The following is a 24,050-nucleotide window of genomic DNA, read 5'->3' on the forward strand; positions in this document are numbered from 1 at the left end:
GCCGGGTGGGAAGCAGGCAGAAGAAGGTAACGGCATGACCCCGCTCAAACTCCTGCTTCCCAGCTATGTGCAGATGCTGGAACGCCTGTCGGCGTGGCTCGGCAAAGCGGCGCATGGATTACCTGACGGTGAGGCCGATGCGCTGCTTTCGGCGAAGCTTGCGCCGGACATGTTCCCCCTGTCCACGCAGGTGCGATTCGCCTGCGTGCAAGCCTATGAAGGCGTCAGCCGGTTGCTGGGCCATGAGCTTCCCGCGAAAGTCGCCGAGCTGCTGGAAGAAGGTCGGAACGCCGGAGAGGCGCCCGGGTCGATGGCGAATGCACAGGCGCGGATTACCGAGACGGTGACGATGCTGAACGGCGTGTCAGAAAGCCAGCTGGCGGCAGCGGAGGCGAGCGACCCGCAAAGGCCGCTTGCGCATGAGTTGCCGAACGGCATGATCTTCGACCTGACTGCGGAAACATATGCGCGCGACTGGGCCGTGCCGCAATTCTACTTCCACGTCATGACCGCCTACGCGATCCTGCGCAGCCGGGGCGTGGAGCTGGGCAAGGCCGACTATGTCGCGCATTTGCTGCCGCACCTGCGGCCCGGGACGGCGCCGACCGCCTGATCGCTGCCCGCGAACCGTCCCAGCCGCCGAATTCCCATGAACGGCGCCGGCCGGTAGCAACCTCACCCGGCCTCGTAAAGTGTGCAGTCGGACCCTTGCTGCCAGGAGCCTCGAAGCGCAGCAAATCTCGATCTTTTCTGCCGCATAACAGGAAGTCGAAACCCGTTCTCTCCATGCCCAAATCACCATGCGCTCGTTGAACCGGGCAGCGCCGGCGCTCATCGTCGCCGTCGCCGTCGCCGTCGCCGCAATAGCAACCTCCACCGCCGCGGCGGCACAGGGGACAGCGGTTCCGGACTCTGAAGGGCCGCCGCAAATCGAAGCGGAGTGGGAACCCGGTTCGGAGATCGTCATCTATGGCCGCGCCGAAGCGCAGATCGGGACCGCGATCGCTGCAAGCGAAGGCGCGGTTGCCGGGGCAGCGTTGGGGATAAGACCGTTGTTGCGTCCCGGTGAATTGCTGGAAGTGGTGCCGGGCCTGATCGCGACGCAGCATTCCGGAGGCGGTAAAGCGAACCAGTATTTCCTGCGCGGATTCAACCTCGACCACGGCACCGACTTCGCCGTCTATATCGACGATTTCCCGGTCAACTTCCGCACGCACGGACACGGGCAGGGTTATCTGGACGTCAACGGCCTGATCCCGGAAACGGTTAGGTGGATCGATTATCGCAAGGGTCCCTATCGGGCCGACGCGGGCGATTTCAGCCTAGCGGGCGCCAGCCTGATCAAGACCTATGATCGAATGCGCCCCTTCGCCCTGATCGAGGCGGGAAACTTCGACTATTTGCGTGCGGCCCTTGGTGGCAGCGCGGCGATCGGCGGGGCCGACCTACTGCTGGCCGGACAGGCCAAGTTCAACGACGGCCCCTGGGACCTGCCGGAAGACTTCGAAGCCTATTCGGGCTTCGCCAAACTGTCCGCTGAACTGGGCAGCGGAACGCTGAGCGCATCGCTCTCGATCTACAAGGCCGACTGGCGGCCCACCGAACAGCTTCCCGAGCGGGCGGTCGGGACGGTCGCGGAGGACCGTTTTGCCTCTCTCGACCGCACGCTGACGGGCCGCACCGACCGCGAAGTACTGACGCTCGGCTACCGTTCCGACGCCTGGCGCGTCACGGCGTGGGCGCAGCATTACGACTGGGAGCTGTTTTCGAACTTCACCTACTTCCTGGAAGACCCGGTGAACGGCGATCAATTCCGGCAATATGACGATCTGACCGCCTATGGCGGCCGGGCCGAGCGCAGCTTCCGGCCTCTTGAGGACGATCGGCTGACGCTGCGGATCGGTGCCGAGCTTCGCGAGGACGATATCGGTACCGTCGGACTGGACGAGACAATCAGAACCGAGGTCGAGCGAAGCATCGGTGCGTTTGCGGTCAAGGAAAGCTCGGCAGGGCTTTATGCCGAAGCGGTCTGGCGGCCGGCTCCCCGCGTGCTGCTGTCCGGCGGCTTGCGCAACGACTGGTACCGCTTCCGGACGAGCGCGCTGCGCGGCGAGGAAAGCTGGGACGGCGTGGAGAGAGACGACAGCTTCGCGGCCAAGTTCGGAGCGAGCTATGAAGTCGCGGAAGGCGTCGCCCTGTACGCCAACTATGGTGAAGGGTTTCATTCCAACGACGCGCGCGGGGTCACACGCCCGGACGACCCGTCACCCGGCCTAGTCGAAGGGGATTTCGAGGAAGTGGGTTTGCGCGTCGAACGGGGCGACGCAATCCTGAGCGCGGTCTACTGGTGGGGCTCGGTCGAAAGCGAACTCGTATTTCTGGGCGACGAGGGCGTCACCGAACCCACCGCCCCTTCCAAACGCGAAGGCTATGAGCTCACCGCCTTCTGGACGCCTGCGGACTGGCTGGCCGTGGATGCTGTCCTGACCGAGACCCGGGCTCGGTCTGTCGGTGTGCCGATCGGAGAGAACCGGATTCCAGGCGCGCTGGAGCTTGCGGCCGAACTCGGAGTCTCCCTGTTCCTTCCGGAGTTCAACGCCGCTGCGCGGGTTCGGCACTTCGGCGCGCACCCGCTGACCGAAGCCAATGACGTGCGCACGGAGGGCACCACGCTTGTGAACATGCGTGCCGGCTGGACGCCGCATGTGCTCGAGGGGGTGGAGTTTTATGCCGAACTGCTGAACCTGTTCGATTCAGAGGAGAGCGACATCGCCTATTACTACGAAACTCGCCTGCCCGGCGAACCGAACGGCGTCGAAGGGGTAAACAGCCGCATCGTCGAACCGAGACAGCTGCGCGTGGGGGTCCGGAAAGCGTTCTAAGCTATTCACCAACCCAGTGAGTTGACACGCCGCGCTTACTCCCCTTAGTGTGTTGGTGAATTAATACACTAAGGGGAGTAAGCGCGGCGTTTTCGAAGATTGCCGCGCTGCTCTCAGCGGGCGTGAGCCTGACCGCCTGTGCGGCGACCGATCTGCCCCCCGCGCCTGCCGACCCGGCCGCGCCTGTCACGCAAGTCGAAACGCGCTATGCCGACGTGGCGGCGAAAGCCGAAGAGCTGGTCGCCCAGCCCGGCATTGCCGGCATCGGCATCGGGGTGATCGAAAAGGGCGAGCTGGTCTGGACCGGCTATTTCGGCCAGCAGGGTCCCGGTATCCCCGTCACCGAAGAAACCATGTTCAATACCGCCTCCGTGGCGAAGACGGTCATTACCGAGACGGTGCTGCGGCTTGTCGATCAGGGGCGCGTGTCGCTCGACGAGCCGATCGCGGCACATTACCGCCATCCCGACCTGAGCGCCGACCCGCGCTATAACAAGCTGACCCCGCGCCTGCTGCTGAGCCACCAGTCCGGCCTTCTGAACTGGCCCTATATGTACGACGACGGGAAGCTGGCCTTCATCAATGACCCCGGAAGCGGCGAGATCGACTATTCGGGCGCGGGCATCCGCATCCTGGCGAGGTTCCTGGAAGCGAAGTTCGGCAAGAGCTATCCCGAACTGGTCGAGGACGTGCTGTTCGAGCCGCTCGGCGTGTCGGACATGGCGGTTGCGCGTACGGCCGAACTGGAAGGCCGCGTTCCTCACCCCCGCACGCCGGACGGCCAGGATCATCAGCCCTTCCTGCGGTCCGAAGGCGGATCGATCATCGAGGTGGGTGACTGGAGCGCCGCCGACAACCTGTTCGCGAGCGTCGAAGGCTATGCCGGGTTCCTGACGGCCCTCATGTCGGAAAAGGGCGCGCACGACCCGGCGGTGGCTGCGGAGCGGCAGAGCCTGCAGTCAACCTCCGACACGGCTCCGGGCTATGTCTGCGTCATGCCGCCGGAGGAATGTCCAGACCCCATCGGCTTCGGCATCGGGTGGCAAGTGTTCGGCGAACCTGACCGCACGATCCTTTATCATGGCGGCAATGATTTCGGCGAGCATGCCCACGCCTATTTCGCGCCAAGAACCGGCGACGGGCTGGTCCTGTTCATCAACGGAGGGAACGCCTGGATCGGGGCGCTGAACCTGATGGAGCGGATCGATCCGGACCTGCTGATGGCAAAACATTACCGCACGCTGCTGACCAAAATGCGCGAAGAGGAAGCCGCCGCAGCCGAAGCCGAAACGAACGACTAGGCAGGGCCGACGGGCGCGAGCAGGGAACGGCGGGATCCCTGCCGCGCCGGCGGTTTCGCTTTGCCGCCCCGCTGAGAGCCAAAGCGTGCGCACATGCCGGACCGATGAACTAGGCTGCGGAGAGCCACCGGAAGCGTTTACTGGCCAAGTAGCTCCACCGGATCGATACCCTGTGCCCGCAAGCCAGCGGACAGATTGGCGCGCGTACGCGCCACGTCGGGCCGGGCCGCTGCGCTTCGCAGCCGCGCCAAAGCGTCCATATCGTAAAGCCGTCCGCCGACGATGACAGCACGCGGCGCACCGAAAACTGTCCAGTCGTCGCGCGGGTCCGAAGCCAAGAGCACAAGATCGGCAGGCGCACCGGCGAGCAACCGGCCAGCGAGCAGGCCGGCACCGTTCGCCTGCCCGGAATTGACGGTGGCAATACGGAGGATCTCATCGGCACCGATCCCGGCCTGGTCCAAGAGCCTGAGCTCGTCGATCAGAGACGCGCCCGGTATGTTCGTGAAGATACCGGCGTCGCTGCCGGTCACGAGACGCACCCCGGCCTCGTCCATCTGGCGTGTCATGTCCGCAAGCTGGCGATACTGTCGCCGCGCTGCGACCGCATCTTCCTGCGACCAGCGCGCCTGATTTTCCGCCTCAAGTTGCTGCGTCACCGGGTTGAGCATGTCCGTTCCGGGACGGTGGAGATAGGCCCCCTTCGTCTCCGCGACGCGAACGAGATTCCGGAATGCGAGAAGTGTGGGCGTGACGACCAGCCGTGCGTCGGCAAGCTGCCGGGCCAGTCCAGGCGCACTGTCGGCGTCATAGCGGCCCCGCATGGCGTGCCAAACGATGCTCTCGACATGTTCGATCGTCGCGAAGTCGTCGTCCAAAAGCTCTTCGAACGCGATGGAAAACGGACGCTCGAAGGGCATGCCAGGCTGACGCACCCCTTCGGGCGGATGGCCTGCGATCGCCATTCCCAGCGTCGCCGCCTCCTCGCGAACGGCCTCATAACTGGCACGCGAGAGGTTGGAGTAAACTTTCAACAGCCGGTAGCCGGCCCGGTATTGCTGCCTCACCGAGGCCCGGGCCTCCGCGGGTGTGTTCACAATTTGGTGATTGGGCTGCGCATTGGGCCCGCTGCCGTTGAGGATGGGTCCCGATGTCGACATATGCGGGCCTTCAAGCTCACCCGCTTCTACCGCCCGCGCCATGTCGAGATGAAAGGGCATGCCGGACAGGTTTCGAACCGCGGTGACACCGTAGGAAAGATAGGCGCCAAGCTCCGCCTCGTCCCAGATATGCACATGCATGTCGGTGAGACCTGGCACGAGGACTGCCCCGTCCGCATCGAGAACGATCGTATCTTCGGCCGTGAGAGCGTCGTCACCGATGGCCGCGATGTGCCCCTCGGCTACCAGCAGCGAACTCGGCCGAGACAGCTCTCCCTGCACCGGATCCAACAGCCGCGCATTGGCGATCAGCAAGGGCGGCGACGCCTGGGCCGGGAAAAGAAGAAAGACGGCCGCAAGAAAGCCGGGGCACAGCGCCTGTATGGCTGATCGGAACATCGCGCTGCCTCCCTCCCGCCTTTTCCTGGGCGGCGCAGTTTAGGGAGCCCCGCGATAAAGAGGAAGCGCGCGCCCGGATGCCGCGCCTAGCAGGTTAGAAGCTCGGCTGCTCGCCCGGTTTCAGCGGCGTATGGATGCCGCATTCGGTCTTGTCCCAGCCGCGCCAACGTCCCGAACGCGGATCCTCGCCGGGCTGCACCTTCGACGTGCAGGGCGCGCAGCCGATCGACGGATAGCCCTCTTTCTCGAGCGGGTGCCGAGGCAGGTCGTGCGCGTCGAAATACGCGTCGATATCGGCCTTCTGCCAGTCGATGATCGGGTTGATCTTCAGCCGGCCGTCAAGGTCAGCCTCCACACGGGGGAGCAGCGTGCGCGTGTTCGCCTGGAACGCCTTGCGCCCCGTCACGGAGCCGGAAAAGCCCGACAGCGCGCGGGCAAGCGGCTTTACCTTGCGAATGTCGCAGCAGCCATCGGGATCGTAGGACCAGCGCAGGCCCTTCTCGTCCTTTGCCGCAAGATCGGCGGGATCAGGCTCGATATTGCGAACATCGGTCAGGCCGAGACGCTCTACCAGCGTATCGCGGTAGGCGAGCGTTTCCGGGAAATGCTTGCCGGTTTCGAGAAAGATGACGGGCGTCGCCGGATCGACCTGCGCCACGAGATGAAGCAGGGCGGCGCTTTCGGTTCCGAACGAGGACACCATGGCCAACTCACCGGCGAACCGGTCGTGCAGCATGGCGTCGAGAAATTCCGCCGCGTCGCTGCCGCGAAACTCACGGTTCAGCTTCATCGCATCCTCGTTGGTATAGCCGAGGTCGAGCCTGTCGGGGTCGCGGTCCGGCACGCGGCCGGGCTGGCTAGCCATGACGTTTCGCCCAGACCGGGACCGTCCCCACCGCGTCCTTCTGATAATGGTGCGGCCAGCGGTCCATCGCCGCCTCCGCCTTGGCCGCCTCGATGGGTTCGGCAGGGGCGAAGCTGTCAAACCCGCAGCGGCGCATGAAGCCGAGCTGGTCGAGCAGAACATCGCCTTCGGCGCGCAGTTCACCCTGATAGCCCTCCTCGCGCAGGATGCGGGCGGCGGAATAGCCGCGCCCGTCCTTGAAGGCGGGGAAGCCGACTTCGATGAGCTTCAGGCGCGCGAGGTGCGGCACCAGTTCGCGCACGTCGGCGCCGGGTTCGATGCGCACGGCAACGGCCTCGGGCTGTTCGAGAAATGCCTCCAACGTCACCGCCGGTTCGTTGACCGGAGCATCGTCGCGGTAGCGGGGCCAATCAGCCATAAAGCGCCTCCTTGAACGGGGCCATGCCGAGACGGCGATAGGTATCGACGAAGCGCTCGCCCTCCTCGCGCTGCTCGAGATACAGGTTGGTGACGGTTTCGACGGCATCGACCACGCCGTCCTCGTCGAAGCCGGGGCCGGTGATCTTCGCCAGGCTGACATCCTCAGCGCCCGAGCCGCCGAGGAGGAGCTGGTAATTCTCCACCCCTTTCCGGTCGACGCCGAGAATGCCGATATGACCAGCATGGTGATGGCCGCAGGCATTGATGCAGCCGGATATCTTGATCTTCAGCTCGCCAAGATCGCGTTCGCGGCCGGACAGGCGCTGCGACAGCTTCTGCGCCACGGGGATCGACCGGGCATTCGCAAGGCTGCAATAGTCGAGCCCCGGACAGGCGATGATGTCGCTGGCAAGATCGAGGTTCGGCGTACCGAGACCGGCGGCCTCCAGCTCCTGCCACAAGGCATGGAGATCGGCCTGCTTCACGTTCGGCAGGATCAGGTTCTGCGCATGGGTCACGCGCACCTCGTCGAGCGAATAGCGCTGCGCAAGGTCGGCGACGATGTCCATCTGCTCGGCAGAGGCATCGCCCGGAATGCCGCCCACAGGCTTCAGGCTGATCGCGGCGGCGGCATAGCCCGGCACCTTGTGCGCGGTGACGTTCGCCTGCGCCCACAGACGGAAGTCGGGGTCGTCGGTGTCGTAGCCGTCCTCGAGCCGTTCATAGGCAGGGGGTGCGAAGAACGCCTCGATGCGCTCCAGTTCGGCGCGCGGCGGGTCGAGGTCGAGCGGCTGCATACGCTCGTATTCCTCCTCGACCTGACGGCGGAATTCGTCCGCGCCGGTTTCGTGCACGAGGATCTTGATGCGCGCCTTGTACTTGTTATCGCGGCGGCCCCAGCGGTTGTAGACGCGCAGGATCGCCTCGGAATAGCTGACAAGCTCGTCGACGGGTACGAACTCGCGCACGCAAGGGGCGATCATGGGCGTCCGTCCCATGCCGCCGCCGGCGAAGAACTTCGCGCCCAGCTCTCCCGCCTCGCTGCGCACCATCTCGATGCCGATATCGTGCAGGCGCATGGCCGCACGGTCGCCCGGCGAGGCAATGACGGCGATCTTGAACTTGCGCGGGAGGAACGAGAATTCCGGGTGGAAGCTCGACCATTGGCGCAGCAGCTCGGCATAGGGACGCGGGTCGCACACCTCGTCCGCGGCCACGCCGGCATATTGGTCCGACGAGATGTTGCGGATGCAGTTGCCGCTGGTCTGGATCGCGTGCATCTCGACGGTCGCCAGATCGTCGAGGATGTCGGGCGCATCCTTCAGCTGGATCCAGTTATACTGGATGTTCTGACGCGTCGTGAAATGGCCGTAGCCCTTGTCATATTTGCGCGCGATCTCCGCCAGCATGCGCATCTGCTGCGAGGACAGTGTGCCGTAGGGCACGGCCACGCGCAGCATATAGGCATGCAGCTGGAGGTAGAGACCGTTCATCAGCCGAAGCGGCGTGAACTGCTCCTCGGTCAGTTCGCCCGACAGGCGCCGGTCCACCTGGTCGCGGAATTCCGCAACGCGGGCGTCGACCATCTGCTGGTCGTACTGGTCGTACTGGTACATGGTTGCCATTGCTTCAGCCTTCCGCCTGCACGCCGAGATCGGGCCGGACGCTGGGACCCGCCGCGCGCATGCGTTCCTTGATATGAGAGGGGACGGGTCCCTGTTCGCCGTCTTCCGCGTCGACCTCATAGGCGCCGTTGACGGCGCGGCTGGTCATTTCGCGGTGCATGATGCCGGCGGCCTGCTCCGGCCCCTCGCCCGGCTCGACGAAGGCGGCGTCCGCGACGCGGCGGGACCAGCCGGAGCCGGTCCACCAGACGACATCGCCGGTTTCGAGGTCGTTTCCCGTAAGGATGATCATAGTGCGAGCTGTTCCAGATGCTGTTCGGAGACCGCGCCCAGCCGGGCGACGTCGCCAACGATGATAAGCGCGGGGCTTCTAACGTTCGTGCGCGCCACGAGATCGGGGAGATCCGCAAGCACGGAGCGCAGGATGCGCATATCGGGGCGCGTGGCATTTTCCAGCACCGCGACGGGAACATCGGGCGTCAGGCCGTCGTCGATGAGCTTTTCGGCGATCGCAGGAGCGGTCTTCACGCCCATGAAGATGACGAGCGTACGGCCCTTGCCGGCAAGGCCGGCCCAGTTCTGGTCGGACAGACCCTTGCACTGGCCGGCAACGAAGCTGACCACCGAGGCGTGATCGCGGTGCGTCAGCGGCATCGCCGCCGCCGCCGCCGCCCCGTTCGCCGCGGAAATGCCCGGGACTACCTCAACAGAAACGCCCGCTGCGTGCGCCGCCTCGACCTCTTCGCCGCCGCGCCCGAATATGAAGGGATCGCCGCCCTTGAGGCGCACGACAACCGCGCCCGCCTCAGCCTCGCGAACGAGCAGCCGGCCAATCTCTTTCTGCGGCAGCGTGTGCCGCGCGCGCCGCTTTGCGACGCTGATATAGCGGGCCTCGGGACTTCCGAGCCGCAAGATGGCGTCGGAGACGAGGCCGTCATGCACGATGACGTCCGCGGCTTCGAGCGCGCGGAGCGCCTTGATGGTCAGCAGCTCGGGATCACCCGGGCCGGCGCCGACAAGAATGATGCGTCCTGCTGTCATGACAGGGAAGATGGGCGCGCCGGCGCCCGGTCGCCACAAAGCCTTTCTTTCGCCGCCGCTAGATCGGCTTCACCCCGCCCGGCAAGGCGCAGAACATAACCGGCCGCCGTAGCTGGACATCGGCGATACGCGGACTAACAACCGGAGAGGGGTATGGGCGGAGACCAAGGGGCCTGACATGAACATCACGACATCCGCAATCGCGCTTGCCGCGCTTTCCCTTCTGGCGTCGGTTTCTCAAGTGGCCGACGCGCAGGAGCGCCGCACCGAGGGCAATCTCGTTATCGAAGGCGTACCGGAGATTCCGGCCGAAACAGAGGAAACGCTGCGCCGCTACGTCAATGTGCGCGGCCATTCCTTCGACGGGTTCCTGCCCGACGGCAGCCTGCTGATCGCAACCCGCTTCGGCGAGACGGCGCAAATCCACAGGGTTACCCAGCCGATGGGCGCGCGCCGACAGCTCACCTTCTACGACGAGCCGGTGGCTTCGGCGATCCCGCATCCGCAGCGCGCCGCCTTCGTGTTCGGCAAGGATACCGGCGGCGACGAATTCTACCGCGGCTACTACCAGGACGTCGATAGCGGCGCGGCATTTCCCTTTACCCCCGAAGGTGCCCGGTCCGGAGGCTTCATCTTCACCGACGACGGCGACCGGGTGGCCTATTTCGTCGCCGAGGACGGCAATCCGGACTGGCGCATCGATATCGCCGCCCCGCCGACGAAAATGGCGCCGCAGACCATTTATGCGGGCGCGGGCGCGAACTATCCGACCGATTTCAGCGCCGACGGTCAGACGCTTGCCGTGCAGCGCTATTATTCCGCCTCGCACAGCGACCTCTACCTGATCGATATCGCGAGCGGCGTCGTCACCGAAGTGCTGCCGGATGAAGAGAATGCCTATATGGGCGGCGAGGTCCTGCGCGACGGCAGCGTCCTTACCGTTTCCGACCGGGGGGCGGACTTCGCGAACCTGGTGCGCATATCGCCGGACGGCAGCGTTACCGACCTGACGCCCGGCATCGACTGGAACGTGGACGGCCTCGCCCTGTCGCCGGACGAAACCCGCGCCGTCTTCACGGTGAACGAAGACGGGTTCGGCACGCTGAAGATCATCGACCTGGCGAGCGGCGCCATCAGCGAGGGCCCGGACCTGCCCGCAGGTATCGTCTACGGTCCCATCTGGCACCCGGCCGGGCGGCTGGTCGGCTTTACCCTGACCGCGGCGACCAGCCCGGCGGACGTCTACAGCTATGACACCGAAAATGGCGACCTGACCCGGTGGACAGAAGCGGAGCTTGGCGGGCTCAACACGTCCGGCTTCGTTGAGCCGGAGCTGATCCGCTATCCGAACGACGAGGGAATGGAGATTCCGGCCTTCGTCTACAAGCCGGAGACCGAGGGGCCGCATCCGGTCATCATCTCGATCCACGGCGGACCCGAGGGCCAGTCTCGGCCCAGCTTCTCCTCCACCTACCAATATTGGGTGAAGGAGCTGGGCGCGGCCGTCATTCGTCCGAACGTGCGCGGATCGGACGGCTATGGCGAAGAGTATCGCTCGATGGACAATGCCCTCAACCGCAAGAAGTCGGTGGAGGATATCGGCGCGCTGCTCGACTGGATCGAGACCCAGCCCGACCTCGATAGCGAGAAAGTCATCGTCTATGGCGGCAGCTATGGGGGCTATATGGTCCTTGCCTCGATGGTCGACTATTCCGACCGGCTGGCAGGCGGCATCGACATTGTCGGCATTTCCGATTTCCGCACCTTTCTGGAAAATACCAAAGGCTATCGCCGCGATCTGAGGCGCGCGGAGTATGGCGACGAGCGCGATCCGGAGATCGCGGCGTTCTTCGAGGAGATCAGCCCGCTGCGGAACGCCGATCGCATCACAAAGCCGCTGTTCATCATCCAGGGCGCGAACGATCCGCGCGTTCCCGCCTCCGAAGCCGAGCAAATCCTGGAAGCCATGCGCGAAAGCGGCACAGAGGCATGGTATCTGCTTGCCATGGATGAGGGGCATGGGTTCCGGAAGCAGTCGAACCGGGAATATCAGCGCGCTGCCGAGACGCTGTTCCTGCAACAGCTGCTCGGCGAATAGGTGCAGCGAGGAGCGCAGTGGCCCAGTTCGACAGCCAGCCCGTCCTGACGGACGACCGGGTGACGCTGCGACCACTGCGCCCCGGCGACTGGGACGCGCTGTTTGCCGTCGCTGCGGACAGAGACGTGTGGGCCGGCCACCCGGCCCATGACCGCTGGCGGGAGCCGGTCTTTCGCAAGTTCTTCGAGGACTCGCTCGCGAGCGGCGGCGCGCTGCTGATCGAGGATGCCTCGACACGCAGCGCCATCGGTTCTTCCCGGTTCGACGAGCGGCGCGCCGAGCCGGGGGAGACGGAGATCGGCTGGACCTTCCTGGCGCGGTCGCATTGGGGCGGACAAACGAACAAGGCGGTAAAGCGCCTGATGCTGGCCCATGCGCTGGCGCATTACGACCGCGTCATCTTCCTTGTCGCGGAGACCAATGTCCGCTCGCAAAAGGCCATGGAACGGATCGGCGGCCGGTTGACCGACCGCACCCAGGTCTTCGACATGGCAGGCGAACCCAGCCGCCACCTCGTCTACGCCATCGACGCCGAGGACTTCGCGGCCGGGCCCCTGCAGGAATGAGGGCTATTCGTGCCCGGGAAAGGGCGTGTCCTTCAGAAGCTTCGCAAGATGGGCCGCGTTGTCGGCCACCATGCCCGCGGTCTGGTCGATCATGTCGGGAACCTGATCGAGCTCCTTGAAGTCGGTCGAGCCCATGGCTTCGCCGACCCAGTAGCAGGCCGCGACGGGCGGAACGGTAAACCCGCTATCGTTCAGCGACTGCGCCAGCTGCGCCGTGCAATTATGCGCGCCATCCTCGTTGCCGACGATGGCGAAGACGCACAGCTTACCATAGCTGGGCATGCGGCCCTGGTCGTCGGTTTCCGACGTAAAGGCGCCGAGGCGCTCCATGGCGCGTTTCGCCACGCTCGACACCTGCCCCATCCAGATGGGCGTTCCGAAAATCAGGATGTCGGCCGCGACGACCTTCTCGCGGATCGCCGGCCAGGCGTCGCCGGCTCCCTCGTCGGAGGTCACGCCGGGCTTGATGTCATGGTCGGCAAGGCGCACCGTCTCCGACAGCTTGATGCCCTGCGCGGAAAATTTGGCGGCGAGAAGCTGGATCATCCGGTCGGTCGAGGACGGCTCGCCGGAGGAGGGTTTCAAGGTGGCGTTGAAGGCAAGGGCGGAAAGACTGGTCATCACACTTTACTCCGATGAGGGGCTTTGCCCTTCAACGGGGAGCGGGCATGATGGGTCCACCTTTCACCTATGATAAGTCTTTATGCCGCAAGCGGAAATCTGAGAAGTTTCTCCCGCGTCGGCACCAGTGCGGTCGCTTCGCCGCCCACCGCGCGAAGGATAGGCGGAGAACTTGCATCGAGCCCGCCGGTCAGCGCGCCAAAGGCCGGCAGGATGATCTTCGTTTCCGACATCACATAGCAGCGCCGCGACACACCGCGGCCGCGCAGCCGCAGCCGCAGCTTCGGATGGAAATGCCCGCTGAGTTCGGGCCGGGGGTCGGCCGGGTCGGCCTCGTGCCGCAGCACCAGCCCATCGACTTCCGCCTCGTCGGCGATCGTACCGCCGCAGGTGTCGACGAAACCGGGATCATGATTGCCGGTAATCCACGTCCAGTCGGTTTGCGCGGTCAGGCTTTCGAGAAGCGCCCTCGCCTCTGGCGCGAGGCGCTCGCACCCCTCCCGGTCGTGGAAGGAATCCCCGAGGCACCACACCTCCTCCGCCTCGGTCCGGGCGATCGCGGCCTTTACGGCCTGCAGCGTTTCCAGGCTGTCATAGGGCGGCAGCATCTGGCCGCGCTTGGCGAACCAGCTGGCCTTTTCCAGATGCAGGTCGGCGAGGAGGATTGCGTTGCGAAGCGGCCAGTAGATCGCGCCTTCGGCAAGCGGGACCAGCTCATGACCGCAGAACGAAAGGGGAACCATAGCCACGCCTATGGGCGAGCGGCGCAAGTCCGGTCAAGAGGCATGACGATCGGCCTCATGTACAGTCGGGATCGATCCTGGTGGCGCGGCATCCCCGGGCAAGCCGGCTGCGAATGCCGCTGGTCCGGGGGAGATCGAAAGCGACGAGCCGGTTCGGAAAGTCGACCATGACGCTGTCGAAGGAGCGCAGCATCGACATGCCGAGAAGGATGGCGGGCTCCCCGGCGAGGTCGAGCTGCGCGAACACCGGCGCATCGGAGAAGACGAGCGCTCCGCCGGAGATGAGGATCTTGTCGATTTCCAGCCGGCGGACATGTGCGAGTTCGCCCTGCAGCGAGTCGCCAAGGACGCCCACCAGTTCGACGCCCTCCTGTTCCTTTGCCCGGCGCAAGAGAGCCTCGCGCAGCGCCTCGTTCGCCACGGTCACCTGCGCGCCGGTGTCGAGCACCACCTTCACGCGGACGCCGTTGAGGCGCGCCTCGGTCAGGATCATGCGGCCGAGGCGGCGCTCTGCGGTGATCGTGATCACGCCGCGCTGATAGCGCGCCGGCACCTGATCGACGGCGGAGGGCTCGACGGTCATGATGCCGTCGCGCATGTCGAACCGGACACGCGAATTCTGCAGGCTGTCGAGCCCGAGAAGGCCCTGCGCCCCGAGCCGGCGCGCCTCCACGGCGGGCGCCAGCAGGCCGACGAGGCCGTCCCCGGCGACGTCCAGTTCCTCAACCGTGAAGAGCGGCACCTTGTGGAGCCCGGAAATGGTATGAACGAAGGCGTCGCCGCCGCGCGGCAAGCCCAGGTCTGCGGCAAGCTCATGCGTGACCATGGTCCGCTCGGCGCCCGTATCGATGACGAAGGGATAAGGACCGCTGCCATTGACGGTCACGTCGACGGTCATGCGGTCGGCGCGGTCCTCGCCAAGTTCGATATTCTGGCCCTCATGATCGGTCCCGGCCGCCGCATCCCGCGGCGGTGCGGGCGTCACGGCGTCGAAAGCCATCAGGAGCGGCGCGACGATCGCAGCCGGCCAGAATCTTTTCATATATCCTCCCCGGCGGAGACAGTTCCCCCGCCCTGTTCTTATAGGAACAGGAGGCTCCCTTTGCGCTGCGGCGTCAAGTCCCGCTCGACGGACGGCTTGCGGTCAGGCCAGTCGCATGGCCTCCTCGGCAAGCGATTCCGCCTCGATCAGAAGCTCGTCGTCGGCTGTGCCCATGGCGACCTTTTCGCGCCCGATGAGCACAAGGACGGGCACGGCAAGCGGGCTGATCCGGTCGAGCTGCTGATGCACCATTGTGCGCGGGGCGCGGTCGAGGAGATCGGCGAGCCTGCCCACGTCCGTCAGGCGGCCCTTGGCGTCCTCCCAGGCTGCCGAGAGCAGCATGTGGTCGGGCTCATATTTCCTCAGCACGTCATAGATCAGGTCTGTCGAGAACGTGACCTGCCGCCCCGTCTTGCGCTTGCCCGGCACATGACGCTCGATGAGCCCGCCGATCACCGCAACCTCGCGAAAGGCGCGCTTCAGAAGGTGCGAGGTCTGGATCCATTCCACCAGTTCCTCTTCCAATATGTCGGCCGAGAAGAGCGGCCGCGGGTCCTCGACCGGCTTCAGCGAATAGCAGGCGAGCGCATAGTCGTTCGAGACGAAGCCGATGGGCGACAGGCCCATGGTTTCCATGCGGCGCGTGATCAGCATCCCGAGCGACTGGTGCGCGTTCCAGCCCTCGAAGCTGTAGGCGACCATATAATGCCGCCCCTCCCTTGGAAATGTCTCGACGAGAAGCTCGTCGGGCGCAGGCAGAACCGAACGCTGCTGCTGAATTTCGAGCCAGTCCTGCACGTCGGCGGGGAAGCGCCGCCATTCCTCCCGGTCGTGCAGAAATGTGCGGACCCGATTGGCGAGATTCGTCGAGAGCGGCATGCGTGCGCCGACATAGGTGGGGATGCGCGCTGGCTTGGCGGTGGCCTTCACGAACAGGTCGGTATCCTTCACGCCCTCGACCTCGAGCGACAGACCGGAAAAGAAGAAGGTGTCGCCCGGGCGTAAGGTAGAGGCGAAATACTCCTCCACCGTGCCGAGCTTCCGCCCGTTCCTGAAGCGCACGTCGAGGACGGGCGCGTCGACGATGATGCCGGCATTCAGGCGGTGTTGCTTGGCAAAGCGGGGATGGCTGACGCGCCACAGCCCGTCCGCACCCTGGGTGATGCGCTTGTACCGGTCATAGGCGCGCAGCGCATAGCCGCCCGATTCGATGAATGAGAGCGTGCGATCGAACGTGTCGCGGTCCAGCGTCGCATAGGGCGCGGCAGTGCGGACTTCGGCGTAAAGGGCGTCGGCGTCGAAGGGCGCGGCGCAGGCAACCGCCATGATGTGCTGGGCCAGGACATCGAGCGCGCCCGGCCGCCACAGATCGGCATCGAGTTCGCGCTGTTCGACGGCATCGAGCGCGGCGCGCGCCTCGAGATATTCGAACCGGTTGCCCGGCACGATGATGGCGTCCGACGCCTCGTCGAGCCGGTGGTTCGCGCGGCCGATGCGCTGCAGCAGCCGCGAGGACCCCTTGGGGGCGCCCATCTGGATGACGAGATCGACATCGCCCCAGTCGACGCCGAGGTCGAGACTAGCCGTGGCGACGAGGCCGCGCAGCCGCCCCTCCGCCATCGCCCCCTCGACCTTGCGTCGTGCCTCGCGCGACAGCGAGCCATGGTGAATGCCGATCGGCAGCCCCTCCTCATTTTCAGACCAGAGGTCCTGGAAGATGAGTTCGGCAAGCGAGCGCGTATTGCAGAAGACAAGGGTCAGGCGGTGCGCGGCGATTTCCTCCATCACCTGACGCGCGGCATAGCGGCCCGAATGCCCCGACCAGGGCACGCGGTCCTCAGGCAGGAGAATGCGGATCGACGGGTCGGCGCCCGCCTCGCCCTCGACCAGCCGCACCCCCTCATAGTCGCCGTCGGACGAGAGCCAGCCGCGGTAGAGATCGGCGTCGCGCACCGTCGCAGAGAGCGCCGTCCGCCGAAGGCCGGGCGCGAGATGTTGCAGACGCGCGAGCGAAAGGGAGAGAAGGTCGCCGCGCTTCGTCGGCGCAAAGGCATGCACCTCGTCGACGATCACCGCTTTCAGGCCCGCGAACATCGTCTCCGCGTCGGGATAGGAGAGGAGCAGCGAAAGGCTTTCCGGCGTGGTCAGAAGGATCTGCGGCGGTCGCTGGCGCTGGCGCAGCTTTCGGTCGGACGGCGTATCGCCCGTGCGCGTCTCGACGCGGATATCGAGGCCCATTTCGCCGATGGGTTCGAGCAGATTGCGCTGCACGTCGACGGCCAGCGCCTTCAGCGGAGAAATATAGAGGGTATGGAGCCCGTCCTGCGGGTTCTCGATGAGGTCCGAGATGGACCCGAGGAAACCCGCAAGTGTCTTGCCCGCCCCAGTCGTCGCCACGAGCAGCGCATCTTCTCCGGCACGCGCAGCGGCGATCATCTCCTCCTGATGGCGGCGCAGACGCCAGTCCCGCGCCGCGAACCAGTCGGTGATGGAGGCGGGCAGGTGCGACATTTCCCATCAACCCTGCAGACTGCGTTCGGGTTCGCGAAAAGACACTTCTTCAGCTGCAGAAAATCGCTTGAAGCTGACGTAACGTCACCCGCTACACGCTTCCTCATGACAAACGAATCACTGCCCATCAACGACGTCGTTCGCCGCACCGGCCTCAGTGCGCGCGCCCTGCGCTTCTACGAGGCGCGAGGATTAGTATCGCCCGGCCGCACGAGTTCCGGACGCCGGGTCTTCGGACCTGCCGATCTCGAACGGCTACACCGGCTGATCATACTGAAGCAGGCCGGCTTCAGCCTGTCCGCGATCGGCGCAATCCTCGACGGCGGCGGCGCTTCGCTGCGCCAGGTCGTGGAAATGCAGATCGCCGCGCTCGGTGCACAGCGCGAGCGAATCGGTTCGGCGCAAAACAGCCTGCGCCACACCCTGTCCCGCATCGACGAAGGCGAGCGCCTCGATGCCGCGACCTTCTGCTCGCTGATCGAACAAGGAACAAGAATCGTGACCGAACAGACGAATTGGAAAGAACTGACCGACCGCTATCTAAGCGAGGACGCGAAATCGGACTTCGCGGCAGCCGACACGCGCAGGCACACCGCGCTGCCGGATTTCGACCAGGCCGAATATTCATCGAAATGGGAAGAACTCGGCGGCAAGATCGAAGCCGCGCTCGGCTCAGACCCCGCCGGAGAAGACGCGCAGGCGCTTCTGACCGAATGGGAAGAACTGCTGGCACCATTCCTCTCGCTTGCCACCCCCGCAATGACGCGGGATGTGCAGTCCATGTATGCGGACATGCCGAATTGGGGTGACGATGCGCCGAATCCCGGTTTCAGCCCCGAAGCCTGGCGCTTCATCGAGCGCGTAAAAGCGGCGCGCACCTGAGGCAGAAGCAGGGCCGTCCTTGCAAAGAGCTAAGAGAGCCCAACCGCACTGGACGGCCCGCAAACTCAGACTGCCGACAGAACGCTGTCAGGAACCCACTTATCCTGAGCCTATCGAAAGACGAGCGGACCGGCGCTTCAGACGGTGCCGCGAACCAGTCGGTGATGTCGACGGGAAGCTGGAAGCAAAAGGCGGGCAGCGGTCTAACAACCCCGCAACGGGCGGTCGGGTTCTCCCGGAATTTTTTGCCTACTCTTCAATATCTTGACCCTTCGACCCTGCTAGCTAAGTTAGGAGACCTATAATCAGGTTTCAAAGCTTCTGGGGAGGAACGAATGAAATCGATTACCACCATGCTGACGGCAGCGGCCGGGCTTTGCGCCACGGCGGCACTGGCCGATACATCCGTGCGTGACTGGGTCTATGGCGACGGCGACGTGCCGGAGAAATGGTCCATTGCAAACGAAGACTATGCCGCCTGCGATGCCGGTGCGATGCAATCGCCCATCGACCTGAACATGGCGAATGCCTACGGCGACATCGACGTCGCGGCGTCCTATGGCACCGCGCCAGGAGACCTGAAGCTGGGGCCGGGGAAAGTCCAGGTCGACGTCGAGCCCGGAATGGGCATGATTTCGGGCGGCGACCTGTTCAACCTGCTGCAAATGCATTTCCATACTCCGGCCGAGCATGCCCTAGATGGCACACGCTATCCGCTGGTGCTTCATCTGGTCCATGCCACGAGCGAGGGACGTCTGGGCGTTCTCGGGGTCATGTTCAAAGAGGGCGAGGCCAATCCGGCACTCGACGCGATCGTCCAGACCATCGACGCGGACGAGGACGACCTGGAACTCGACGTCGGCGCGCTCGTCCCGGAGGAGCTTGCCGTCTACCGCTATATGGGATCGCTGACCACGCCGCCCTGTACCGAAGGGGTGAACTGGCACGTCGCCGAAGAGGTGCTGACCGCCAGCGCCGCGCAGATCGAGGCGATGGAAGCGCGCCTGGGCACCAGCAACAGGTCACTGCAACCGCTGAACGGACGGCTGGTCGTCGCACCGTCGAACTGACGCGGGCTGATTGGGCGGGCGGCGAGAGTGGCGCCAGAGGCCGGTCTCCCCCCGTTTCACACGCAGTCCGCAACTGGATAGCTGCGGAGCGACGCCACCGCCGGCCCTACATGGCCGGCGGTAGGCCTGCGAGGTCAGGAAACGCCAGCCGGAGTTGCCGGGCGCAGTCTCGCAGCGATAGCCTACCGGTATCGAGGGTCAGAGCAGCGAAGGGCCGGCTCGCATAGCCCTGCCGGATCATCTCAGCGCTGCGCCGGCGCTCATGTGAAGCGAGCTTCCGACCCCGTGCGGGTGCGTCCAGATCCGCCATATCGACAGCTAGATTGACGCAGAGCGCCTGCGTGCCCGCAGATGCCAGGTGCCTCGAGAGGTACACCCATTCGCGGCGGCGCAGCGGATATGCAACGACCGCCAGTCCGGCAATGCGACTTGCGGCGTTCGCGGCTGAAAGAAGCGCCCGCACGGTAGACAGCGACGAGGCGAACCAAGGCTTACCCGTGGCCGCATGGTCGTCACCCTCTATGAATTCGCCGCCCCATTGCCGGACAAGGTAGCGGCCAAGACTGGTCTTCCCGGCTCCGATCGGGCCGCTGAGGAACAGCGCGGCGGGCTGTCCGCCGAAGGGATCGGCGCTGTCCACTCACGCCTCCGGCCTGGACCAGACCCAGGGAATGAAGACTGCCGCAATCGCGCTGCCGGCGAACATCCAGGGCGGCGGCAGGAACACAAGGCCGAACGCCGCGCCGGTCAGCATTCCGAGCGTCGAGGCCCATTTGCCCTTGCGGTTGATGGCACGCCGCTCTCTCCAGGCGATGATATGCTGGCCGAACAGCGGATGGGCGAGCAGCTTCGCCTCCAGACGTGGATTGGAATTGGCGAAACAGGCGGCTGCGAATATCAGAAAGATGACCGTCGGCATGACGGGAAGGACCGCGCCGATAGCGGCCAGGCCGACATTCAGCCAGCCGGCCCAGAGATAGAGACGACGCGCCAGCGGACTGCGGACGGGCATATGCCCGGCTGCAATCTCCGCCGCCCGCCGCTGACGAGCAGCCTTTCGGGCAGCCTTGCGCGCGGCCTCGCTCGTCGACGTGTCACCATCGCCGCTTCCGTCCGGGTCGTCCGTCAATGAACCTTGGCCGCTCTCACTCATTCTGCACCTGAAGATGGCAACGCTCGGATCCTGGATAAAGCCGCACCCGACGGGAATATATGTCGAGCCGGGCGACTTCTGGATCGATCCGTCGCAGCCCGTTCATACCGCGCTTGTCACGCACGGCCATGCCGACCATGCGCGCAGCGGCCACAACCATGTCATGGCAACACCGGAAACCCTTGCCATCATGGAAACGCGCTACGGCGAATATCCGCAATCGACGCCCGTTGCCCATGGCGAAGTTGTGAGGATCGGCGAAGTCGACTGTGCCTTCGTCCCGGCTGGTCATGTGCTCGGCTCCGCGCAGATCGTGCTGGAGCATGCAGGCGAGCGCGTGGTGGTCTCCGGCGATTACAAGCGGCGCGGCGACCCGACCTGCGCACCCTTCGAGCCCGTGCCGTGCGACATCTTCATCACCGAAGCGACATTCGGCCTGCCGGTATTCAAGCATCCCGACACCGAAGGCGAGGTGCATCGTGCGCTGGAGGCGCTGACCGCGAATCCGGACCGCTGCGTGCTGATTGGCGCCTATGCGCTGGGAAAAGCCCAACGCGTCATCGCGCACCTGCGCGCGCTTGGCCATGACGAGCGCATCTATATCCACGGCGCATTGGAGCGGTTATGCTCGCTCTATCAAGACCTTGGTGTCGATCTCGGCGAGTTGGTCCTGGCGACCGGAAAGAAGAAGGACGACCTGCGCGGACGCATCATTCTCTGCCCTCCGGGAGCCCTGAACGACCGCTGGTCCCGCCGCCTTCCCGATCCCATTACAGCGATGGCCTCGGGGTGGATGCGAATCCGCCAGCGCGCCCGGCAGCGCAATGTCGAGCTGCCGCTGATCATTTCCGACCATGCGGACTGGGATGAGCTGACGACGACGATCGAGGAGGTCGCACCCAAGGAAGTCTGGGTGACGCACGGCCGCGAGGATGCGCTGCTACACTGGTGCATGACACGGCAGATCAAGGCGCGCGCCCTCAGCCTGGTCGGCCGAGAGGACGAAGACGAATGAGCTGGGAACGGCGCCTCGGCGAACTCGACCTGCCCGACCGCTTCGCGCCAGCCATTCCGCGGCCGGTGACGATGATCGGCGTCGCGCTGGCCTGCACCATTCTGGCCTTCGCGGCCCGCTGGCTGGTCGATCAGGTCCTCCCCGCCGCAGGGCCGTTCGCGCTGACCGTTCCCTTCGTCCTGGCAGCCTCCCTGTTCGCGCGCGCCTTTGCCGGCGTGCTGACGCAGACCTTCTGCGCGCTCTACGCCTGGTATTTCGTACTGCCGGCCTCGGGCAGCTTTGCCTTCGCGGTTCCCAGCGACGGCCCCCGGGTCGTCGTCAACGTGCTGGCCGGCTTCGCCGTGGTGGCACTTGCGGAAGTCTTTCGCAGCGCGGTTCGCCGGGCGGTTGCGGAACGCGACGATGCACTGGAGCGGCGCGACCTCTATCTTCACGAGTTCGATCATAGGGTGAAGAACAACTTCGCCATGGTTGCGTCCCTGCTGGACGTACAGCGCCGCCAGTTCGCCGAAGACGATCCCGCGCATGAGGCGCTGTCGGTCGCCGCCGGGCGCGTCGACCTGATCGCGCGGGCGCATGAGTCGCTCTATCGCGGCGACGGCCTGCCGACCCTGGTCGACATGCGGGACTGTCTCGGCGAGCTGTGCGGGACATTATCACACAGCCTGAACCTGCCGGGGGGCGTCAACATCGCATGCCAGGCCGAGACAGCCTGGCTGCCGCGCGACCGCGCCATCGCCATCGGGCTGATCGTCAACGAGCTTGCCACCAACGCTGCCAAGCACGCCTTTGCCGGGCGCGACAGCGGCAGGGTGGACATCGCCTTTCACCGCCGCAAGGGCGGCTACTGCCTGATCGTCGAGGATGACGGCGTTGGCATGGCGAGCAAAGAGGGGGAGCCGCCACTCAGCCGCCATGGCGGACTGGGACAAAGGCTGATCGACGCCTTCGCCATGCAGGCGCGCGGTAAGCTGACGCGGGATACCGACGGGCCCGGCACGCGCTTCGTCTTTGAGCTGGACGGGGCCGAAGAAAAGGAATGAAGGCCTTCGCAGAGCTTCTCGAGCGGCTGGTCTATACCCGCTCGCGCAATGCCAAGTTGAAACTGATCGCAGACTATCTGCGGGCCACGCCGGATCCCGACCGCGGCTGGGCGCTGGCGACGCTGACCGAAGAGCTCGACTTCAAAAGCGTCAAACCGGGCCTGATCAAGGCGCTGGTAGAGGGGCGTGTCGATCCCGTGCTGTTCCGGATGAGCCGCAACTATGTCGGCGACATGGCCGAGACGGTATCGCTGATCTGGGAACCGCCGCCGGGAGTCGACCCGGAGCACGAAGACCTGCGCCTGGCAGATGTCGTCGAACGGCTGCAGGGGCTGTCGCGGACGGACGCCCCTGGCGTCATGACGGCCTATCTCGACCTCTTGACGCCAACCGAACGCTTCGCGCTGATCAAGCTGGCGACCGGCGCCCTGCGCATCGGTGTGTCGGCGCGGCTGGCAAAGACGGCCTTCGCGCAGGCGTTCGACGTCGACCTCGACGATGTGGAGGAGGTCTGGCACGGCATCGACGCGCCCTACCCCGCCCTCTTTGCCTGGGGCGAGGGATCGCAGCCGCGCCCGACGCAGGACGATGTCCCCGTCTTCCGCCCCTTCATGCTGGCGCATCCGCTGGAAGACGGGCGCGTCGACCCCGAAGACTATGCTGCGGAGTGGAAATGGGACGGCGTTCGCGTGCAGCTGGTGCACGTCGCGGGCCAGACGAAGCTGTTCAGCCGCACGGGCGACGACGTCACGGCCGCCTTTCCCGACGTGGCGGAGGCATTCCGCGAGCCCGGCGCGCTCGACGGCGAACTGATGGTGCGCGGCGATGTACAAGGCGGCGAAGCGGGCGGCGCGGCGAGCTTCAACGCCTTGCAGCAGCGGCTGGGACGAAAGACGGTGTCGAAGAAAATGCTCGCCGAGGCGCCCGCCTTCGTCCGCGCGTACGACATCCTGTTCGACGGCCCGGAGGACCTGCGCGCGCTGCCCTGGACCGAGCGGCGCGCGCGGCTGGAAGCATTCGCGCGGCGGCTGCCGGAGGATCGCTTCGATCTCAGCCAGACCGTCGAGGCGGAGGATTTCGACCACCTGGCCGGGATCCGCGAAGGCGCACGCAGCGCGGCCATCGAAGGCCTGATGCTGAAGCGGAAGGACAGCGCCTATGTCCCGGGACGAAAAACCGGGCTGTGGTACAAGTGGAAGCGCGACCCGCTACTGGCGGACTGCGTCGTCATGTACGCGCAGCGCGGGTCCGGACGGCGTTCGTCCTACTTCAGCGACTATACGTTCGGCTGCTGGACAGGGCCCGAGGACGATCCCGAACGCCGGCTGCTGCCGGTCGGAAAGGCCTATTCGGGCATCACCGACGAGGAACTGAAGCAACTCGACAAGTTCGTGCGCGCGAACACGATCGACCGCTTCGGGCCGGTGCGGGAAGTGGAAAAGTCGCTGGTGCTCGAAATCGCGTTCGACAGCATCCACGCCTCGCGCCGCCACAAGTCCGGCATCGCCATGCGGTTCCCGCGCATCAACCGCATCCGCACCGACAAGCCCGCGGAGGAAGCCGACGAGATCGTGACGCTGGAGAAAATGATTAGCTGAGCGAGGAAGGCCGGC

General features: G+C 65.3%; 22 protein-coding genes. 10 read left to right on the forward strand and 12 right to left on the reverse strand.

The genetic code is table 11. The features are described from left to right. The first annotated feature begins 34 nt into the window (after nucleotides 1-34). From KCN53_RS11685 to KCN53_RS11695, 3 genes are all read left to right on the forward strand, one after another. Nucleotides 35-613: a DUF1993 domain-containing protein gene (locus tag KCN53_RS11685; RefSeq protein ID WP_088712275.1), complete on the forward strand. Its 579-nt coding sequence runs from the start codon at nucleotides 35-37 to the stop codon at nucleotides 611-613. Between the two features lie 187 nt (nucleotides 614-800). Continuing rightward, nucleotides 801-2,882: a TonB-dependent receptor gene (locus KCN53_RS11690; RefSeq protein ID WP_088712274.1), complete on the forward strand. Its 2,082-nt coding sequence runs from the start codon at nucleotides 801-803 to the stop codon at nucleotides 2,880-2,882. Between the two features lie 122 nt (nucleotides 2,883-3,004). Next, nucleotides 3,005-4,183 (forward strand): serine hydrolase domain-containing protein, encoded by a 1,179-nt coding sequence (locus KCN53_RS11695; protein ID WP_172406213.1) that lies wholly within the window; start codon nucleotides 3,005-3,007, stop codon nucleotides 4,181-4,183. 137 nt (nucleotides 4,184-4,320) lie between these two features. On the opposite strand, the gene KCN53_RS11700 is transcribed toward KCN53_RS11695, so the two are convergent. From KCN53_RS11700 to cobA, 6 genes are all read right to left on the reverse strand, one after another. Beyond that, nucleotides 4,321-5,742, reverse strand: a complete 1,422-nt coding sequence (locus KCN53_RS11700) for an amidohydrolase family protein (RefSeq protein ID WP_088712272.1) — start codon at nucleotides 5,740-5,742, stop codon at nucleotides 4,321-4,323. 94 nt (nucleotides 5,743-5,836) lie between these two features. Continuing rightward, nucleotides 5,837-6,607: a phosphoadenylyl-sulfate reductase gene (locus KCN53_RS11705; RefSeq protein ID WP_088712271.1), complete on the reverse strand. Its 771-nt coding sequence runs from the start codon at nucleotides 6,605-6,607 to the stop codon at nucleotides 5,837-5,839. Further along, the gene (locus KCN53_RS11710; protein ID WP_088712270.1) at nucleotides 6,600-7,025 is read right to left on the reverse strand and encodes a DUF934 domain-containing protein; all 426 of its coding nucleotides are present in this window, start codon (nucleotides 7,023-7,025) and stop codon (nucleotides 6,600-6,602) included. Before KCN53_RS11710 ends, KCN53_RS11705 begins: the two co-directional genes overlap by 8 nt. Continuing rightward, nucleotides 7,018-8,643: a nitrite/sulfite reductase gene (locus tag KCN53_RS11715; RefSeq protein ID WP_088713414.1), complete on the reverse strand. Its 1,626-nt coding sequence runs from the start codon at nucleotides 8,641-8,643 to the stop codon at nucleotides 7,018-7,020. Before KCN53_RS11715 ends, KCN53_RS11710 begins: the two co-directional genes overlap by 8 nt. 13 nt (nucleotides 8,644-8,656) lie before the next feature. After that, nucleotides 8,657-8,944: a DUF2849 domain-containing protein gene (locus KCN53_RS11720; protein ID WP_088712269.1), complete on the reverse strand. Its 288-nt coding sequence runs from the start codon at nucleotides 8,942-8,944 to the stop codon at nucleotides 8,657-8,659. After that, nucleotides 8,941-9,693 (reverse strand): uroporphyrinogen-III C-methyltransferase, encoded by a 753-nt coding sequence (gene cobA, locus KCN53_RS11725; RefSeq protein ID WP_088713413.1) that lies wholly within the window; start codon nucleotides 9,691-9,693, stop codon nucleotides 8,941-8,943. Before cobA ends, KCN53_RS11720 begins: the two co-directional genes overlap by 4 nt. Nucleotides 9,694-9,871: 178 nt before the next feature. On the opposite strand from cobA, the gene KCN53_RS11730 reads away from it, so the two are divergent. Together KCN53_RS11730 and KCN53_RS11735 are read left to right on the forward strand one after the other, a co-directional pair. Beyond that, complete coding sequence (locus KCN53_RS11730) at nucleotides 9,872-11,791, forward strand: S9 family peptidase (protein WP_088712268.1); 1,920 nt, start codon at nucleotides 9,872-9,874, stop codon at nucleotides 11,789-11,791. A 17-nt stretch (nucleotides 11,792-11,808) separates the two neighbouring features. Continuing rightward, nucleotides 11,809-12,357: a GNAT family N-acetyltransferase gene (locus tag KCN53_RS11735; RefSeq protein WP_088712267.1), complete on the forward strand. Its 549-nt coding sequence runs from the start codon at nucleotides 11,809-11,811 to the stop codon at nucleotides 12,355-12,357. A gap of 3 nt (nucleotides 12,358-12,360) precedes the next feature. Here KCN53_RS11735 and KCN53_RS11740 read toward each other — a convergent pair whose 3' ends face one another. The 4 genes from KCN53_RS11740 to KCN53_RS11755 all read right to left on the reverse strand — a co-directional run bounded on the left by KCN53_RS11740 (nucleotide 12,361) and on the right by KCN53_RS11755 (nucleotide 17,274). After that, nucleotides 12,361-12,978 carry a flavodoxin family protein gene (locus KCN53_RS11740; protein ID WP_088712266.1) on the reverse strand — a complete coding sequence of 206 codons (618 nt, stop codon included), beginning with the start codon at nucleotides 12,976-12,978 and terminating at the stop codon, nucleotides 12,361-12,363. Nucleotides 12,979-13,058: 80 nt separating this feature from the next. Beyond that, on the reverse strand, nucleotides 13,059-13,721 hold the full coding sequence (gene pdeM, locus KCN53_RS11745; RefSeq protein ID WP_088712265.1) for a ligase-associated DNA damage response endonuclease PdeM: 663 nt from the start codon (nucleotides 13,719-13,721) through the stop codon (nucleotides 13,059-13,061). 55 nt (nucleotides 13,722-13,776) lie between these two features. After that, nucleotides 13,777-14,763: a retroviral-like aspartic protease family protein gene (locus KCN53_RS11750; RefSeq protein ID WP_088712264.1), complete on the reverse strand. Its 987-nt coding sequence runs from the start codon at nucleotides 14,761-14,763 to the stop codon at nucleotides 13,777-13,779. Between the two features lie 102 nt (nucleotides 14,764-14,865). Then, a complete protein-coding gene (locus KCN53_RS11755; RefSeq protein ID WP_088712263.1) occupies nucleotides 14,866-17,274 on the reverse strand; it encodes a ligase-associated DNA damage response DEXH box helicase in 2,409 nt (802 codons plus the stop codon). A gap of 105 nt (nucleotides 17,275-17,379) precedes the next feature. Between KCN53_RS11755 and KCN53_RS11760 the strand changes: the two genes are divergently transcribed. Then, nucleotides 17,380-18,156, forward strand: a complete 777-nt coding sequence (locus KCN53_RS11760; RefSeq protein ID WP_088712262.1) for a MerR family transcriptional regulator — start codon at nucleotides 17,380-17,382, stop codon at nucleotides 18,154-18,156. 335 nt (nucleotides 18,157-18,491) lie between these two features. Next, nucleotides 18,492-19,226, forward strand: coding sequence for a carbonic anhydrase (locus tag KCN53_RS11765; protein WP_224199632.1), 735 nt, complete (start codon nucleotides 18,492-18,494; stop codon nucleotides 19,224-19,226). 106 nt (nucleotides 19,227-19,332) lie between these two features. On the opposite strand, the gene KCN53_RS11770 is transcribed toward KCN53_RS11765, so the two are convergent. Together KCN53_RS11770 and KCN53_RS11775 are read right to left on the reverse strand one after the other, a co-directional pair. Further along, on the reverse strand, nucleotides 19,333-19,866 hold the full coding sequence (locus KCN53_RS11770) for an AAA family ATPase (protein ID WP_088712261.1): 534 nt from the start codon (nucleotides 19,864-19,866) through the stop codon (nucleotides 19,333-19,335). Beyond that, nucleotides 19,867-20,355 carry a YbaN family protein gene (locus tag KCN53_RS11775; RefSeq protein ID WP_224199634.1) on the reverse strand — a complete coding sequence of 163 codons (489 nt, stop codon included), beginning with the start codon at nucleotides 20,353-20,355 and terminating at the stop codon, nucleotides 19,867-19,869. It abuts the gene before it with no gap. Nucleotides 20,356-20,392: 37 nt separating this feature from the next. Here KCN53_RS11775 and KCN53_RS11780 point away from each other — a divergent pair, with 37 nt between their 5' ends. Genes KCN53_RS11780 through KCN53_RS11790 form a run of 3 tightly spaced genes read left to right on the forward strand, consistent with a single transcriptional unit; the run spans nucleotide 20,393 to nucleotide 24,035 of the window. Further along, nucleotides 20,393-21,394 carry a ligase-associated DNA damage response exonuclease gene (locus KCN53_RS11780; protein ID WP_088713410.1) on the forward strand — a complete coding sequence of 334 codons (1,002 nt, stop codon included), beginning with the start codon at nucleotides 20,393-20,395 and terminating at the stop codon, nucleotides 21,392-21,394. Continuing rightward, the gene (locus tag KCN53_RS11785; RefSeq protein WP_088712260.1) at nucleotides 21,391-22,437 is read left to right on the forward strand and encodes a sensor histidine kinase; all 1,047 of its coding nucleotides are present in this window, start codon (nucleotides 21,391-21,393) and stop codon (nucleotides 22,435-22,437) included. Before KCN53_RS11780 ends, KCN53_RS11785 begins: the two co-directional genes overlap by 4 nt. After that, nucleotides 22,434-24,035, forward strand: a complete 1,602-nt coding sequence (locus KCN53_RS11790; protein ID WP_088712259.1) for a cisplatin damage response ATP-dependent DNA ligase — start codon at nucleotides 22,434-22,436, stop codon at nucleotides 24,033-24,035. Before KCN53_RS11785 ends, KCN53_RS11790 begins: the two co-directional genes overlap by 4 nt. The last annotated feature ends 15 nt before the right edge of the window (nucleotides 24,036-24,050 follow it).

Source organism: Pacificimonas aurantium, assembly GCF_020092905.1.
Lineage (GTDB): Bacteria > Pseudomonadota > Alphaproteobacteria > Sphingomonadales > Sphingomonadaceae > Pacificimonas > Pacificimonas aurantium.